The organism is Pseudomonas sp. 3B-A001-10F, assembly GCF_056313565.1.
In genome coordinates this window covers 78,191-93,645 of the sequence record NZ_JBQYFW010000014.1, presented here as the reverse complement: position 1 = coordinate 93,645, position 15,455 = coordinate 78,191, and the positions used below count along the sequence as shown (strand labels likewise).

Genomic DNA, 15,455 nt, shown 5'->3' with positions numbered 1-15,455 from the left:
TCCAGCCACATGACGAAATTGTAATTCCCTCATCACCTTGGCGTTATCCGCAGCTTGCAACGATGTGACCCGGCGACCATGCCGGCGGGCCCTGCCCCGTCGAACAATAAAACCCACGCCGAAGCACGTTCCCGTTCTGCCGAACCCAAGGAGTGTTTGATGGTTAACAATTCGAAAATATCGATGGCCGCTATAGCAGTGGTGGTCGGCGCCGGGCCGTCCACGGTGTTTGCTGAAGACAAGCCTGAAGGCTTTGTCGAAGGCAGCAGCCTGACGGTGCTCAACCGTAACTTCTACTTCAATCGTGATCATCGCAATGGTCAGTCCAGCCCGACCGGCAACGGCTATTCAGAAGCCTGGTCGCATGCGGTGATCAGCAAGTTCGAATCCGGTTTCACCCAAGGCACCGTCGGGGTCGGGGTCGATGCATTTGCGATGATTGGTCTGAAACTCGATACCGGTGACGGACGCAACGGTGGGCGCAGTTCGTTTGATGTGTTGCCGGTCAACAGTGACGGCGAGGCGCGGGACGAATACACCAAGGTCGGCGGCGCCGCGAAAATCCGGGCGTTCGATACGGTGGTCAAGGTCGGTGATGTGTTCCCGGCCAACCCGATGGTCGCGGCCGGTGACTCGCGCTTGCTGCCGGAGAGCTTTCGCGGGGTGACGGCGACTAACACCAGCATTGAAGGTCTGTCGGTGCAGGGTGGCCGGTTGCATGCGATGAGCCAGCCGGCGTCCAGCGACATGCGTGAGAACTTCGCGACCTTCTATGCAGGTCCGGTCAATTCGCCGTGGATCGCTTATGGTGGCGGCGATTATGCGCTGAACAAAAATCTCAGTTTCAGTCTGTATTCCAGCCGTCTCAAGGATGCGTGGAATCAGTACTACGCCGGCACTGCCTGGACTTATCCGCTCTCGGATGACCTGTCGCTGTTCGGTGGCCTGAACTATTACAAGGCCGTCGACGAGGGCAAACAACTGCTCGGCGAATTCGACAACAACATCTGGAGCGGCCGCGTTGGCGTCAAGCTTGGTGCCCACTCTGTCGCCCTCTCCCACCAGCGCAACAACGGTAATGACGACTTCGACTACCTGCGCCAGTCCGACTCGATCTTCCTCGACAACTCGATCCAGTACAGCGACTTCAACTCGCCGAAAGAACGTTCGTGGATGGTGCGCTATGACCTCGACATGAGCACCTATGGCGTACCGGGTCTGTCGTTCATGACCCGTTACGCACGCGGCACCGACGCGGACTATTCCAATGCCAACGCGGTGTACATGCGTCGCGATGCCGAGGGCAATCCGCTGACCGATCAGAAGCGTTGGGAGCGCGATATCGAAGTCAAATACGTGGTGCAAAGCGGTTCGATGAAAGACCTGTCACTGCGCTTGCGCCAGGCCACAACCCGCGCCACGGCGTTCGAGTCGGATCTGGATGAAGTGCGGGTGATTGTCGAGTATCCGTTGGCGATTCTTTGATTGCACGGCTGATGCAAATTCACCTTTAGAAGCTCCTTGCTCCTTTGGTAAGAGGTGAATCTTTTGGCGTCCTTCGGGGCGCCTTTTTTTGCTTTGCGGTCGCGACATAATCAACCCGCTATCAAGACAACCTAGCGGGTAGCTGATTAAGCCGAGCTTTAGCGTAAAGGCAGCATCAGGGTTATAGGGGAAATGTCGGGGCACGGAATGAATCCCGCGTACTTGATATAAAAGCTCGACAGCCGATCATTCAAGGGATGAACAATTATCGCGCTGGATCCGATCGACTGAGACGCGTTGAGGGCTCTTTCAATCGCATCTTGCAGTAAATCGACAGCGAAACCTTGGCCCTGAGCTTCGCGCGTTACCCCCATACGCCCCAATAGAGTGACCGGATGGACACTGGGCGAATTGCGTTGACGGCTTTTCGGCATGACGCTGGCACGGGCGACTGATCCGCTGGAGAGCGTGTAGTAGGCCATCACATTCGACGTGCCTTTGAGGCAACTGACGTACACAACAGCCTGCTTGGTGGATTGGGCTTTTCGCGCCTTCCTCTGCAGGTAATGGTCAATGGTCACCTCACCAGAATCGAAAGCATCGAGTTCGTGTAGGTCGTTGAGCTTCTCGGGGGCGGTCAACTCCAACGTTTTGGACGTGCGAGCAGTTGGTGCAGGCATTCGTTACCTCGAGCCGGATTGGCTTCAATAGCCTGTTCGAATGCGTCAAATGCGCTGTCGTCGAGAAGGAACAGTCGTTTATCCAGAATCACCTCTTCAGCTTTTTGGCAGGCAGCTTCCAGGATAAAACTTGTGCGATCACGACCAGACATGGCGGCTGCCAAATCGATCAGATTACGTTTCTTTTCGTCCGCTCTCATGTTGATTGGAACGGGTTTGGATTTTTCAACGCTTTCAGTTGTGGACATTTGTTCTGTTTCCCATCTGGGTAGGTGATGTTGGAACTGGAGCCTCCTTATGGCGTTAGCACATCAGCTTTTGCTTACTTTTCATTTTCTGACTCCTTGAGTGGCCCGGAGAGGTTTAGGCCATGCTCTTAACGTGAGATCTAACGTTTGAGGTACGAAGCCATGAGAGCGGCTTCGGAGTCGATTCTATACCTACCGTGTAGCTAATGCATATACGCGTATAGCTTTCAGATACACGGTCATTTATTTAGGCCTGGCGAGAAAAAGATCCTCGCCAAAGGACCTTCGCCTACGTCGTGACCTCCACGTTATCCAGAGCTTTGTTCACCGCTAATTCACCAAGCATGACGACCTGCGCGATGCCGAGCAGAGTCTTGCGATGGGTGCCGTTCAGCAGCGCAGCGAAGTCACCGAGCATCACCGTGGCCGAGGCCAGGGATTCGCTGGCGTTGGCCAGTAATGATTCGGTGTCGGCTTTGGGATTGACCAGGAACATCTGGTTGGGGATGTACGGCGCGGACATGATGGCGGCTGAGGGTTTGAGGTAGAAATCGAGGGCGCGGTCGGCGGCTTCGTGGAGTTTTCGGGTGTCGACGGAGGCGTAAGGCGATGTTGAGTTGGCGTCGGGGATGGCGTCTGTTTCGGGGGGATTCGGGGTTGGCTTTTTCATAATGTTTTACTCAGCTTGAAGGTGGAGCTGGCCCTTTCGGTTCCACGCGAAAGGGTGGCAGCTGTACGCAGGTTGGAACCCGGGCAACTGAGCAAACCCGACAGACTCGAAGTCTCCCGCGCACAGCCGCCATAACGGAGTGCACACATGAAAGTGCGCAAGCATACGTCATGAACAGTGCGTCTTGCTTCAGTTGATCCGCGGGGTTCCAATCCCGATCGCTGAATTGGCAGCGACCCCCACAGGCTAGAGAGCTGACGTCCGACGGACAACCTGAAAACATTGTGGGAAGGTTCTGCACTTCACACACAACCTTTAAACATCACGAATTGAAATACGCAGCGTGATATTGCAATTCGGCCCCTGTAGGAGCTGCCGAAGGCTCGGGCCGCGTTTCGCCGTAAAGGATTCAGCTCCCGCCGTTGCGACACACGCCCATCACGTTGTACTTGATGGTGTTGAGCTGCCCCTTGGAGTCCTCGTAGGTCATGGCCGTTGGCACCACTTTGCACGCAGGCTGCGGCTTCACCACACTCACCACTTTGGCCACGTCCAGCTTCATTCCGTATTCGTAATCCTTCACCACCGGCGGCGCTTTGCCCTGGTTGGCGGCGTACTGTTCCATGGCTTTGCTGTTGGCGCTGAGCGCGCGTTCGAAAGTGCGGTCACCGCCACCTTCAGCCAGCACATTCACCGACATCGCCATGACAGCCGCGAATGCGATCAACTTGAGTACTTTCATACCATTTCCTTCCCGTCCGGGCGTAAAAAAAGCCCGGCATCGATGCGCGATAACGGGCTTGTTCAGGTGCAGCAGGCTTACAGATCGCGGGTTTTGTCGTCTTTCTTGTCAGTGACGACCACCGGGTTGCCGGCGGCTTTTTCCTTGGCGACGAACAGTTCCATGGAACGGTCGTTGTTGGTCATCATCCGTTCGAAAGTGCGGTCGCCACCGCCTTCTGCCAACGCTACGGAAGAGATCGCCAGAGCGGCTGCGAAGGCAGTGAGTTGGGTAAGTTTCATCGTTGATTCCTCGTTTAAGTAACTGACGGGATCAAGGTAACAATCCGAACCTATCGTGACGGTGGCGGGGAAATTACATATCCGTTATGTGCCCGGCACTCTCCTGAAGTCGAACACAAAACCTGTAGGAGTGAGCCTGCTCGCGATAGCGGTGGGTCAGTCAATGTAGATCTGACTGATAGACCGCTATCGCGAGCAGGCTCACTCCTACAGAGGGGATTACCTATTTAGTTGGAACAGCGTCCTCATCCCGGCGATGGGCGAGTTGGTAGAGCGCCGGCAAGATCAGCAGTGTGAGAATCGTCGAGGACAGGATTCCGCCGATCACCACGGTCGCCAGTGGTCGCTGCACCTCCGCACCGGTGCCGGTTGCAAGCGCCATCGGAATAAACCCCAGCGACGCCACCAACGCCGTCATCAACACCGGCCGCAAACGCGTCAACGCACCTTCGTTAATGGCATCGGACAGCGACCGTCCCTCCTCACGCAAATTACGAATAAATGCAATCATCACCAACCCGTTCAACACCGCCACACCCGACAAAGCAATAAACCCGACACCCGCCGAAATCGACAACGGAATATCGCGCAACCACAGCGCCATGACCCCACCGGTCAGCGCAAACGGAATCCCGGTAAACACCAGCAAGCCATCCTTCAGGTTGTTGAACATCATGAACAACAACCCGAACACCAACAGCAACGCCACCGGCACCACGATCTGCAAGCGCTTGGCCGCCGATTGCAGTTGTTCAAACTGGCCGCCCCAACTGGTCCAGTAACCGGCCGGGACTTGCACATCACGCTCGATCACCTCACCGGCCTCGCTGACAAACGAACCAATGTCACGCCCACGCACGTTGGCGCTGACGATCACCAGACGCTTGCCGTTCTCACGGCTGACCTGATTCGGGCCGAGCACCAGGTCGAGGCTGGCGACGTCTTGCAGCGCGATGAATCCAATCTGATTGGCCGCGCCATTCACCGCAGGCACCGGAATCAGCAGCGCCGACAGCCCGTCGATGTCCTTGCGCATGGCATCGGACAAACGCACAACCATGTCGAAACGCCGATCACCCTCATACAACGTCCCGGCCTGACGACCACCAACTGCAACGGCAATGGTGTCCTGCACATCACCGACGTTGAGTCCGTAACGCGCGGCTTTATCGCGATCGATGTTGATGGTCAGCACCGGCAACCCGGTAGTCTGCTCAACCTTGACCTCGGATGCGCCGTTGACCTTCTGCATGGCAGCAGCGATTTTCGCAGCGGTGGCGTTGAGCACGTCCATGTCATCACCAAACACCTTGACCGCGACGTCGCTGCGCACGCCGGAAATCAGTTCGTTGAAGCGCAGTTGAATCGGCTGCGACAGCTCGTAGTTGCTGCCCGGCAACGTCGCGGCGGCAGCCTGCAACTCGGCCATCAGGGATTCGCGGGACTTGCCCGGATCAGGCCATTGGTCCTTGGGTTTGAGCATCACGTAGCTGTCAGAGATGTTCGGCGGCATCGGATCCGAGGCGATTTCGGCCGTGCCTGTGCGGGCAAAAACGCGCTCGACTTCCGGCACTTTCGCCAGAATCAACGTCTCCAACCGCTGCTGCATATCCACCGATTGCGTCAGGCTGGTGCCCGGCACGCGCAGCGCTTGCAGGGCAAAATCCCCTTCGCTGAGGCTCGGTACAAACTCGCTGCCCATACGACTGGTGAGCACACCGCTGAGCACGATCACGCCCAACGCCGCGCCCACTGCGATTGCGCGATGGGACATGACCCAGGCCAGCGCCGGCGCGTAAACGCGACGTGCGCCGCGCATCACCGCGCCCTCTTCTTCCTTGACCTTGCCAGTCACGAACAGCGCAATCGCCGCCGGCACAAAGGTCACCGACAACAGCATCGCGCCAAGCAAAGCGATGACCACGGTGAACGCCATCGGGTGGAACATTTTCCCCTCGACACCGCTCAGCGCGAAGATCGGCAGGTACACGACCATGATGATCAACTGGCCGAAAATCAGCGGTCGCCGCGCCTCTTTCGCTGCGGCAAAGACTTCCTTGAAACGCTCAGCACGGGTCAGCAAACGGCCGTGATGCTGCTGCGCATGGGCCAGTCGGCGCAGGGTGTTTTCGACGATCACCACCGCGCCGTCAACGATGATGCCGAAGTCGAGCGCGCCGAGGCTCATCAGGTTGGCGCTGACCTTGTTGCTGAACATACCGGTGAACGTAAACAGCATCGACAGCGGAATCACCATCGCCGTAATCAGCGCCGCACGGATGTTGCCGAGGAACAGGAACAGAATCGCGATCACCAGAATCGCGCCTTCGATGAGGTTCTTTTTCACCGTGGCGATGGCTTTGTCGACCAGGTGCGTGCGGTCGTACACCGGCACGGCGATCACGCCTTGCGGCAGGGACTTATTGATCTGTTCGAGCTTGCTGGCGACCGCTTGCGAGACCGTGCGACTGTTCTCGCCGATCAGCATGAACACTGTGCCGAGCACCACTTCGCGGCCGTTTTCGGTGGCCGCGCCGCTGCGCAATTCGCGGCCGATTTCCACGCTGGCGACGTTCTTCACCCGGATCGGCGTGCCGTCGACATTGGCCATGACGATGTTGGCGATGTCCTCGGTGCTCGCCACTTGCCCCGGCGCGCGGATCAGCAATTGCTCGCCGCTGCGCTCGATGTAACCGGCGCCGACGTTGGCATTGTTGCGCTCAAGCGCAGTGACCAGATCGGTGAGCGTCAGTTTGTACGCGGCCAGGCGTTTCGGGTCCGGCGCGATCTGATATTCCTTGGCGAAACCGCCGATGGTGTTGATCTCGGCGACACCGGGTACGTTGCGCAATTGCGGCTTGATGATCCAGTCCTGAATCACCCGCAGATCGGTCGGCGTGTAGGCTGTGCCGTCGTCCTTGAGTGCGCCCTCCTTGGCTTCCACTGTCCATAAAAAGATCTCGCCGAGGCCGGTGGAAATCGGCCCCATCACCGCTTCGGCGCCTTCGGGCAATTGCTCCTTGGCGATCTGCAAACGCTCGTTGACCAATTGACGGGCGAAGAACAGGTCAGTGCCGTCCTTGAAGATCACCGTGACTTGCGACAGGCCCGAGCGCGACAGCGAACGGGTCTGTTCGAGTGCCGGCAGACCGGCCATCGCGGTTTCAATCGGAAAGGTGATGCGCTGCTCGGTTTCCAGCGGCGAAAATCCGGCGGCGCCGGTATTGATTTGCACCTGGACGTTGGTGATGTCGGGCACGGCGTCGATCGGCAGCTTTTGATAACTGGCAATGCCGAGGCCGGCCATAAGCAGAACGGCGAGCAGCACGATGATGCGCTGCTCGATGGCAAACTGGATCAGGCGTTCGAACATGAGGACCTTCCAGAATTAATGACTGTGCTCGGCTGAGGCTTTGCCCAGTTCCGATTTGAGGACGAAGCTGCCGGCGCTGGCGACTTGCACGCCCGGTTCCAGGCCTTGAGTAATTTCCACATGGCCGGCGGCGCGGCTGCCCAGTTCTACCGCGCGGGCTTCGAAACCGTCGTCGGTACGCACGAACACCGTGGGTTTGTCCTCGACGGTCTGGATCGCAGATTCCGGTACGGCGACTTTCGCTTCGCGACTGTCGGTCGCCACCAGCGCGGTGACGAACAGACCGGGGCGCCACGAGCCTTGCGGATTTTCCAGGGTGACGCGGACGGTCGCGGTGCGGGTTTGTTCGCCGAGCAAACTGCCGACGTAAGCCACGCTGCCGACCACTTCAGCGTTGAGTTCCGGGGCGCTGACGGTGACCGCTTTGCCTACTTGAACCTTGTTCAGATCCTTCGGTGACACGCCGAACGTCACCCACACTCGCGACAAGTCCGAGAGGGTGAAAGCCGCCGTGGCCTCATCGACCACCTCGCCCGGCGTCAGGTGTTTTTCTACCACCACGCCATCGAACGGCGCGCGCAGTTCGTAGCGATTGCCGCCAGTGGCGACCACGCTGCCGCTGAGTACGCTGATCTTCTGCTGCGCATTGCTCAGGGCAATTTCAGCTTCTTGCAACGCTTGGCGCGCCTGGAGGAAATCCTGCTCGGCAGAGATCTTGTCCTGCCAGAGTTTTTTCTCGCGTTCATAAGTGGTGCGCGCCAAGGTCAGGCGACGTTGCGCGGCGGCCTGCTCGCTGCGTTGATCGGAGATCTGCTGGCTGGCGATCACCGCCAGCAACTGGCCCTTCTTCACGGTTTGCCCGAGGTTGACCGCCACCGCCTCGACAACACCCGGCACACGCGGCACGATGTGGGCGGTGCGGTCTTCGTCAAAGCGCACTTCGCCGGGGAACGGCAGGCCGCGGCTGATGTTTTGCGGTTTTGCCTCGGCCAGTTGAATGCCGGCAGCACTGATCTGCTCCGCACTCAATTCGATGTGTCCCTCTTCGGCATGGTCAGCCGCTGCGCCTTCTTCAGCGTGATCGGCATGTTCAGAAGCCTCGTCGGCATGCGCGTCGATGCTTGCGTTACCGGCCCACTGCGAGCCGATACCAATGCCCAGCGCCAACGTCGCCACCGCGACCACCATCAATTTTTTATCCATGGAAACTCCTCTGCGCCGAGCCATCGCGCAGTTGTCTGAAAAGTGAAATTCAACGGCTGACGCTGAGGTCGCCGAAGATCCGTTCGATGCGTACGCGGGCGTCGGTGGCTTCGCTGACGGCCTGGATGTATTGGCTGCGAGCGCTGATCAGCGTGCGTTGCGCGTCGAGCACATCGAGAAAGCCGAACTTGCCCATTTCGAATCCGCGTGTGGCGCTGTCGACCGCACTTTGCGCGGCGGGCAGGATGGTCTGGTTGAACGCGGTGACTTCGCCGTTGGCGGTCTGCCATTGCTCAAGGCTGGTCTGGATTTCCGTGCGCAAACGCAGCTCGGTGGCGTTGCGCAGATCCCGCGCCTGATCGGTGCGGCGCGCGGCCGCGAGCACGTTGCCTTGATTGCGATTGAACAGCGGAATCGGCATAGACAGCCCGACCACGTTGACCCGCTCGCGCTCGGTTTCGCTGTATTGGCTGCCGACACTGACGGTGAGATCGGGAATGCGCTGGGACTTTTCCAGGCCCAACGACGCTTCGCGCTGGTCGATCTGCAACTTGGCCAGACGCAGTTCGGCGGTCTCGTTCAAGCGCTCGAGCAATCTTGTCGGTGGTGGAACGGCCGGCATGCTTTGCGTGGGTGCCTGCACCTTGGTCGAGGTCGGTAGCGGCGTGCCCATGACCTGCGCCAGTTGTTGGTAAGCGGTGGCCTGATCGCGCTCTGCCCGGCTCAGCTCAAGGCGCACTTCCGAGAGTTGCACTTGCGCCCGCGTGCCTTCGACCGGCGAAGATTTACCCGCCTCGATCCGCCCTTGCGCCACCCGCACACCGTGCTCGGCCAATTGCAGGGATTGCCGGGACAGCTGCAAACGCTGCTGCGCGGTTTGCGCACTGTTGAACGCCTGAATCACATCGGCACGCAAAGCATTGCGCTTGCGCTCCAGTTCGATGCCGGCAGCGTCTTGCGCACGGCTGGCGACATCGATGCGTGCACCGCGTTTGCCGCCCAGTTCGATTGGTTGACTGAGCATCACCGTGGTTGTGCGCGAATTGCGCCGAGTGTCTTCAGCCTCCCACGACACTTCAGGGTTAGGGATCAGCCCGGCCTGTTGGCGGTCACCTTCGGCGATACCGATTTCCCATTGCGCGGCGGCTAAATCCGGGTTGCTGGCGAAGGCGCTTTGCAGGGCTTGATCCAGCGTCAGGGTCGCTGCGTTTACAAGGCTGGTACAGGCCAGCAACAAGATGACGCTGGCGGTTTTTTTCAGGCGTGATTGCGCCGTCAGTTTAATTAAACCGGGCAATGGAAGACTTCCTTTATTCAAGAATCTCGGATGCCGCCACGGTAGGGTGTTGAACTTATCGACAAGGTGACTGGAACATTACAAATCCGTTATCCACGGTTTGGGGAAGTTGTTTTGTTCTAGGATGCGAAGTGCTAGCAGCGTTATCGAAATACATCGAAACAAAAACACGGTAGTTATCTGCTGAATTGTACTTGCCGTAAGTAAACTCAAGAGAATTTGGTGGTTAGCACTGCGACCTACTGTCGCAGAACACTGATCTAAAGCACTTGGCCGTTGACCCTGTAGCCGCTACAACCTTTATTGTCCGCACTCCCCTCACCCCAGCCCTCTCCCGGGGGGAGAGGGAGCCGACCGAAGTGTCTGGCGTTTTTTATCGACCTGTTACATCAAGTTGATTATGGATTCAGTAACGTTCTTTCACGTCGGCGTAGTTCTGAAATATCCCACGCTCAGTCCCCTCTCCCTCTGGGAGAGGGTTAGGGTGAGGGCCTTTTAAATTAAATACCCATTAAATAAAAGTGGTGAAAGATCATGCGAATCCTTGTCGTCGAGGACGAGCTTAAAGCTGCCGAATACTTGCATCAGGGTTTGACCGAAAGTGGTTATGTCGTTGACCACGCCGCCACCGGCGCCGATGGTTTGCATCTGGCGCAACAGCAGGCCTATGACCTGATTATTCTCGACGTGAACCTGCCGGAACTCGACGGTTGGGGCGTGCTGGAACAACTGCGTCGCACCCATTCGACGCGGGTGATGATGCTGACGGCGCGCGGGCGTCTGGCCGACAAGATTCGCGGCCTCGATCTGGGCGCCGACGATTATCTGGTCAAGCCGTTCGAGTTTCCCGAACTGCTGGCGCGGGTGCGCACCTTGATGCGTCGTAGCGAAAATATCCCGGTGCCGCAGGTGCTGAAAGTCGCTGATCTGGAACTCGATCCGGGTCGCCATCGCGCGTTTCGCGGGCAACAGCGTATTGACCTGACCACCAAGGAATTCGCCCTGCTGCATTTGCTGATGCGCCAGTCCGGCGAAGTGCTGACGCGCACACAAATTATCTCGCTGGTGTGGGACATGAATTTCGACTGCGACACCAACGTGGTCGAAGTGTCGATCCGCCGCTTGCGGGCGAAAATCGACGACCCGTTCGACAGCAAACTGATCCACACCCTGCGCGGTGTCGGCTATGTGCTGGAGGCAAGGGAATGAAGCCCTCCAGCCTCTCGATGCGCCTCGGTTTGACGGTGAGTATTCTCGGTGCGCTGCTAGTGGTGTTTCTGGCGATCCTCGCCTATTTCGCGTTGACCCATGAGCTGAATTCGCTTGCCAGAGACAGCCTGGAAAAGAAGATGGCGCAGGTGGAGCACAGCCTGTCGTTGTACGTCGATGCCAATGAAATCACCGGCAAGCCGCATATTCTGCTCGATCAGGTGATGGGGCATGACAACCTCACGCTGACCATTTACGACCGCCTCAATCAGCGCTCGCCGCTGCTCAAATCCGGCTCGGGATTGAGCGATCCGCGCGTCGAATTGAAAGCGGTGCGCGCAACCACCGATCAACTGACCTACAGCGACAGCACCGACGCTGATGGCAAGAAATTCCTCACCGCCTCGAAACTGATTCGCCTCAAGGACAGCAGCAGCGTGCCGGTGCTGCTGTCAGTGGATAACGCCCACGATGAGGCGCTGCTCAGCGCCTATCTGCGCTCGACGCTGATTGCCTTGCCGTTGTTGCTGGTGTTTATCGGCCTGACCGCTTGGGGCGCGGTGCAGCGTGGTTTGGCGCCGCTGCGCGAGTTTCGCAAAGTCGCGGCGATGGTCTCGACCCAGGATCTGGAACATCGATTGTCCGTGGTGAACATGCCGCAGGAACTGAGTGAACTGGCACAAGGCATCAACTTCATGCTGCATCGGCTCGATGCCGGGGTGCAGCAGTTGTCGCAGTTCTCTGATGACTTGGCGCATGAGCTGCGTACGCCAATCAATAACCTGATGGGCAAGGCGCAGGTGACCTTGTCCCGCGAGCGCACGACCGAGGAATACAAGGACGTGCTGGTATCGTGCACCGAGGAACTGGAGCGCGTGGCGCGGATTGTCTCGGACATGTTGTTTCTCGCGCAGGTCAGTCATCCGTCGGCGCTGGCGCCGTTTGAAGCGGTGGCGCTGGAGGTTGAGGCGGCGAAGGTCGCCGAGATGTTTTCGTTGTCGGCGCAGGATAAGAGCATTCATTTGAATGTCATTGGCAGCGCACAGGTGATGGGCGATCGGTTAATGATTCAGCGGGCTATTTCCAATCTGCTGTCCAACGCGCTGCGTCATTGCCCGAACGGGAAAACCGTGACGCTGCTGATCGAACAGAGTGCGACGCAGGCATCCCTGCTGGTCAGCAACCCCGGCGCCGGGATTGAAGCGCAACACCTGCCACATCTGTTCGACCGCTTCTACCGCGTCGACAGCAGCCGCTCGCGCTCGCAGGGCAGCACCGGATTGGGGCTCGCAATCGTGCGCTCGATCATGAGCCTGCATCAGGGTGTGGCGGAGGTTAAGAGTTTGCCGGGGGCGATGACGGTGTTCCGCCTCGGTTTCCCGGCGGTGCCGCCAATGGCCCCTTCGCTTGCAGGCAAGCTCCCACAGTGATTTGCGGGGTACTCAGGTTTTGTGAACACCGCTAAAACCTGTAGGCCTTCGCCTGTTCGCGATGGCGTCGGATCAGGCGATATCCATGTTGAATGTCAAAATGGGAATCGGGAGTTTTGTACGATTTCTTACCGATACGCTCTCGTCTACGCACAAACTCCGAAAGCTCCCGCCCTAACATCCGCTTCGTCCTACAGCCAGCCTTGAGTGGGTAGTTCTATGGTGAAGGTCTTTGCAGCTAGAAGAACGATGGGGGGGCACTATGAGCAGAGACATGTTTTGTGAGTTGGTTGCAGAAATCGAGACTCTGGCAGTCCAAGGTCGGGCGCAGCGCCTCCTCGCTCACACAGGAAAAACCGGCACACCACGAATTGGCGCTATGAAAGGCAAGTTGGTGCTGCCTGAAGATTTCGATTCGCCATTGCCTGACGCCATGCTTGATACCTTTGAAGAAATTCAAGCATGAAGCTGGCATGGACCGATGCCCTTTAGTAGCTGCTGCGGTGGGCAGGGTGTTTTTGAGTGTTATGAACACCACTGCATTCTGTAGGAGCTTGCCTGCAAGCGATGGCGGCGGGTCAGTCACATCTTTGTTATCTGACACTCCGCAATCGCGAGCAGGCTCACTCCTACAGGTTTTTGTGTCGTTCACAGATGATGCGTACGCCTCAATCCCCTGTAGGAGTGAGCCTGCTCGCGATTGCGGTAGATCAGGCGCAAAAAAAAACGGCACCTTGCAGTGCCGTTCGCCTTTCACATTTCAGCTGTTACTTCCGCGCATCCGCCCACGATTTCAGCAGTTCGTTGTAGCTCACGGTCTCGCCCTTCGGCTTCTCGTTCGCCAGTTTCGGTTTCGGTGCGCCCGGTTGATCGAACCAGTACTGAGCATCGCGCTCCGGATTCATCTTCGGCGCGCAAGTGGCCTGGGCCTTGGAGCGTTCGAGGCGCGTCATGATCGCGTCCTGATCTTTCGCCAACCCATCCAGCGCTTGCTGCGGAGTCTTCTCGCCGCTCGCCGCTTCGGCGATGTGGCTCCACCACAGTTGCGCCAGACGCGGATAGTCCGGCACGTTGGTGCCGGTCGGGGTCCATTGCACGCGGGCCGGGCTGCGATAGAACTCGACCAGACCGCCAAGTTTCGGCGCCAGGTCAGTCATCGCTTGCGAGTTGATGTCCGACTCGCGAATCGGCGTCAAACCAACGATGGTTTTCTTTAGCGACACGGTTTTCGAGGTCACAAACTGCGCATACAGCCACGCCGCGAGTTTCTGTTTCTCAGGCGTGGATTTCATGAACGTCCACGAACCCACGTCCTGATAACCAAGCTTCATGCCCTCTTCCCAATACGGCCCGCGTGGCGACGGCGCCATCCGCCATTTCGGCGTGCCGTCGGCGTTGACCACCGGCAGGCCCGGCTTGGTCATGTCGGCGGTGAACGCGGTGTACCAGAAGATTTGCTGCGCAATGTTGCCCTGCGACGGCACCGGACCGGATTCGGAGAAGGTCATGCCCGCCGCTTCCGGTGGCGCGTACTTCTTCAGCCAGTCGACATACTTGGTGGTGGCGAACACCGCCGCCGGGCCGTTGGTGTCGCCGCCACGGGTCACGCTGGAGCCGACCGGGTGGCAGTCCTCGACGCGAATCCCCCACTCGTCCACCGGCAAACCGTTGGGCAACCCTTTGTCGCCGCCACCGGCCATGGAGAACCAGGCATCGGTGAAGCGCCAGCCCAGCGACGGGTCTTTCTTGCCGTAGTCCATGTGCCCGTAAACGCGTTTACCGTCGATCTCCTTGACGTCTTCGCTGAAGAATTTGGCGATGTCTTCATAGGCCGACCAGTTCACCGGCACGCCCAATTCGTAGCCGTACTTTTCCTTGAACTTGGCTTTCAGATCCGCACGTTCAAACCAGTCGGCACGGAACCAGTACAGGTTGGCGAATTGCTGGTCGGGCAGTTGATAGATCTTGCCGTCCGGCGCGGTGGTGAACGAGATGCCAATAAAATCCTTGATATCGAGGGTTGGCGAGGTGAAGTTCTTGCCCTCGTTGGCCATCAGGTCGGTGATCGATTCGGTCTTGCCGTAGCGAAAGTGCGTACCGATCAAGTCCGAGTCGTTGACCCAGCCGTCATAGATATTCTTGTCCGACTGCATCACCGTCTGCATTTTCTCGACCACGTCGCCTTCTTGCAGCAGGTCGTGGGTGAGTTTGATTCCGGTGATTTCGCTGAACGCCTTGGCCAGCACTTTCGACTCGTACTCGTGGGTGGTCAGGGTCTCGGAAACGACCTTGATGTCCATGCCGCGAAACGGCTCGGCCGCTTTGATGAACCACTTCAGTTCTTCAAGTTGCTGCTCGGCCGTCAGGGTCGACGGTTTGAATTCACTGCCGATCCATTTTTTCGCCGCGTCTTCGTAGGCATCCGCCCACGCGGCGGCGCTCAAACCGCTGAGTGCCAGCATGGCTGCCAATGAAATGCTATGTCGCAGCTTATTGTTTTTGTCGAACATAGAGACCTCCTGTTTAAGTTGTGGAGCCGCGTTGCCGAACGACTCGACTAGCCCCAACGCATCACAGCCAACAGCCACACCAGGGACAACGCGGACGCTACCCAGATGCTCCAGTCGGTGGCGCCGATCACCAGCAAATGCAGGTAGGCGCTGCCGAGAAGACCGATAAACAAACGATCGCCACGGGTGGTGGCAATCGGCAAAAAACCTCGCCGCAGGATGCTCGGCGAGCGCAATTCCCACGTCGTCATGCCGACCAGAATCAGGCCGATGACGATGAAGAAAGCTGCGGTAGGCGTGGTCCAACTCATCCATTCCATCATCAGC

General features: G+C 58.3%; 14 protein-coding genes. 4 read left to right on the top strand and 10 right to left on the bottom strand.

From position 1 onward, the window contains the following. Positions 1-159: 159 nt before the first annotated feature. Positions 160-1,485, top strand: a complete 1,326-nt coding sequence (locus AC0ZWN_RS15135) for an OprD family porin (RefSeq protein WP_320337595.1) — start codon at positions 160-162, stop codon at positions 1,483-1,485. A gap of 158 nt (positions 1,486-1,643) precedes the next feature. Here the strand turns inward: AC0ZWN_RS15135 and AC0ZWN_RS15130 are convergent, their stop codons facing one another. The 8 genes from AC0ZWN_RS15130 to AC0ZWN_RS15095 form a co-directional block, all read right to left on the bottom strand. Then, the gene (locus AC0ZWN_RS15130; protein WP_400498895.1) at positions 1,644-2,165 is read right to left on the bottom strand and encodes a hypothetical protein; all 522 of its coding nucleotides are present in this window, start codon (positions 2,163-2,165) and stop codon (positions 1,644-1,646) included. After that, on the bottom strand, positions 2,123-2,413 hold the full coding sequence (locus AC0ZWN_RS15125) for a type II toxin-antitoxin system TacA family antitoxin (RefSeq protein ID WP_041073246.1): 291 nt from the start codon (positions 2,411-2,413) through the stop codon (positions 2,123-2,125). The genes AC0ZWN_RS15130 and AC0ZWN_RS15125 overlap by 43 nt, the downstream gene beginning before the upstream one ends. Before the next feature lie 289 nt (positions 2,414-2,702). Further along, the gene (locus tag AC0ZWN_RS15120; protein WP_099756649.1) at positions 2,703-3,083 is read right to left on the bottom strand and encodes a DUF6124 family protein; all 381 of its coding nucleotides are present in this window, start codon (positions 3,081-3,083) and stop codon (positions 2,703-2,705) included. A gap of 409 nt (positions 3,084-3,492) precedes the next feature. After that, positions 3,493-3,825, bottom strand: coding sequence for a DUF2790 domain-containing protein (locus AC0ZWN_RS15115; RefSeq protein WP_460100641.1), 333 nt, complete (start codon positions 3,823-3,825; stop codon positions 3,493-3,495). Positions 3,826-3,902: 77 nt separating this feature from the next. Next, positions 3,903-4,106 carry a co-regulatory protein PtrA N-terminal domain-containing protein gene (locus AC0ZWN_RS15110; protein ID WP_476335596.1) on the bottom strand — a complete coding sequence of 68 codons (204 nt, stop codon included), beginning with the start codon at positions 4,104-4,106 and terminating at the stop codon, positions 3,903-3,905. 223 nt (positions 4,107-4,329) lie between these two features. Continuing rightward, positions 4,330-7,479 (bottom strand): CusA/CzcA family heavy metal efflux RND transporter, encoded by a 3,150-nt coding sequence (locus tag AC0ZWN_RS15105; protein WP_476335595.1) that lies wholly within the window; start codon positions 7,477-7,479, stop codon positions 4,330-4,332. 15 nt (positions 7,480-7,494) lie between these two features. Continuing rightward, positions 7,495-8,682, bottom strand: a complete 1,188-nt coding sequence (locus AC0ZWN_RS15100) for an efflux RND transporter periplasmic adaptor subunit (RefSeq protein ID WP_476335593.1) — start codon at positions 8,680-8,682, stop codon at positions 7,495-7,497. Positions 8,683-8,731: 49 nt separating this feature from the next. Next, positions 8,732-9,979, bottom strand: coding sequence for a TolC family protein (locus AC0ZWN_RS15095; protein ID WP_476335591.1), 1,248 nt, complete (start codon positions 9,977-9,979; stop codon positions 8,732-8,734). A 534-nt stretch (positions 9,980-10,513) separates the two neighbouring features. Here AC0ZWN_RS15095 and AC0ZWN_RS15090 point away from each other — a divergent pair. The 3 genes from AC0ZWN_RS15090 (at position 10,514) to AC0ZWN_RS15080 (ending at position 13,084) form a co-directional block, all read left to right on the top strand. Further along, a complete protein-coding gene (locus AC0ZWN_RS15090; protein ID WP_095048087.1) occupies positions 10,514-11,188 on the top strand; it encodes a heavy metal response regulator transcription factor in 675 nt (224 codons plus the stop codon). Further along, positions 11,185-12,618, top strand: coding sequence for a heavy metal sensor histidine kinase (locus tag AC0ZWN_RS15085; protein WP_476335589.1), 1,434 nt, complete (start codon positions 11,185-11,187; stop codon positions 12,616-12,618). Before AC0ZWN_RS15090 ends, AC0ZWN_RS15085 begins: the two co-directional genes overlap by 4 nt. Positions 12,619-12,880: 262 nt before the next feature. Next, the gene (locus AC0ZWN_RS15080) at positions 12,881-13,084 is read left to right on the top strand and encodes a hypothetical protein (protein WP_476335588.1); all 204 of its coding nucleotides are present in this window, start codon (positions 12,881-12,883) and stop codon (positions 13,082-13,084) included. A gap of 301 nt (positions 13,085-13,385) precedes the next feature. Here AC0ZWN_RS15080 and AC0ZWN_RS15075 read toward each other — a convergent pair whose 3' ends face one another. Both AC0ZWN_RS15075 and AC0ZWN_RS15070 read right to left on the bottom strand, forming a co-directional pair. After that, complete coding sequence (locus AC0ZWN_RS15075) at positions 13,386-15,128, bottom strand: ABC transporter substrate-binding protein (RefSeq protein WP_258708478.1); 1,743 nt, start codon at positions 15,126-15,128, stop codon at positions 13,386-13,388. Positions 15,129-15,175: 47 nt separating this feature from the next. Next, entirely contained in the window at positions 15,176-15,448 is a 273-nt protein-coding gene (locus tag AC0ZWN_RS15070; RefSeq protein ID WP_007912485.1) for a DUF2160 domain-containing protein, read from the bottom strand. Positions 15,449-15,455: the final 7 nt, after the last annotated feature.

What these genes read in the sequence shown, in the direction of transcription:
- AC0ZWN_RS15105 (WP_476335595.1), bottom strand. Translation starts at nt 7,479, where the DNA reads ATGTTCGAACGCCTGATCCAGTTTGCCATCGAGCAGCGCATCATCGTG.
- AC0ZWN_RS15100 (WP_476335593.1), bottom strand. Translation starts at nt 8,682, where the DNA reads ATGGATAAAAAATTGATGGTGGTCGCGGTGGCGACGTTGGCGCTGGGC.
- AC0ZWN_RS15090 (WP_095048087.1), top strand. Translation starts at nt 10,514, where the DNA reads ATGCGAATCCTTGTCGTCGAGGACGAGCTTAAAGCTGCCGAATACTTG.
- AC0ZWN_RS15075 (WP_258708478.1), bottom strand. Translation starts at nt 15,128, where the DNA reads ATGTTCGACAAAAACAATAAGCTGCGACATAGCATTTCATTGGCAGCC.
- AC0ZWN_RS15085 (WP_476335589.1), top strand. Translation starts at nt 11,185, where the DNA reads ATGAAGCCCTCCAGCCTCTCGATGCGCCTCGGTTTGACGGTGAGTATT.
- AC0ZWN_RS15110 (WP_476335596.1), bottom strand. Translation starts at nt 4,106, where the DNA reads ATGAAACTTACCCAACTCACTGCCTTCGCAGCCGCTCTGGCGATCTCT.
- AC0ZWN_RS15080 (WP_476335588.1), top strand. Translation starts at nt 12,881, where the DNA reads ATGAGCAGAGACATGTTTTGTGAGTTGGTTGCAGAAATCGAGACTCTG.
- AC0ZWN_RS15070 (WP_007912485.1), bottom strand. Translation starts at nt 15,448, where the DNA reads ATGGAATGGATGAGTTGGACCACGCCTACCGCAGCTTTCTTCATCGTC.
- AC0ZWN_RS15120 (WP_099756649.1), bottom strand. Translation starts at nt 3,083, where the DNA reads ATGAAAAAGCCAACCCCGAATCCCCCCGAAACAGACGCCATCCCCGAC.
- AC0ZWN_RS15130 (WP_400498895.1), bottom strand. Translation starts at nt 2,165, where the DNA reads ATGCCTGCACCAACTGCTCGCACGTCCAAAACGTTGGAGTTGACCGCC.
- AC0ZWN_RS15125 (WP_041073246.1), bottom strand. Translation starts at nt 2,413, where the DNA reads ATGTCCACAACTGAAAGCGTTGAAAAATCCAAACCCGTTCCAATCAAC.
- AC0ZWN_RS15115 (WP_460100641.1), bottom strand. Translation starts at nt 3,825, where the DNA reads ATGAAAGTACTCAAGTTGATCGCATTCGCGGCTGTCATGGCGATGTCG.
- AC0ZWN_RS15135 (WP_320337595.1), top strand. Translation starts at nt 160, where the DNA reads ATGGTTAACAATTCGAAAATATCGATGGCCGCTATAGCAGTGGTGGTC.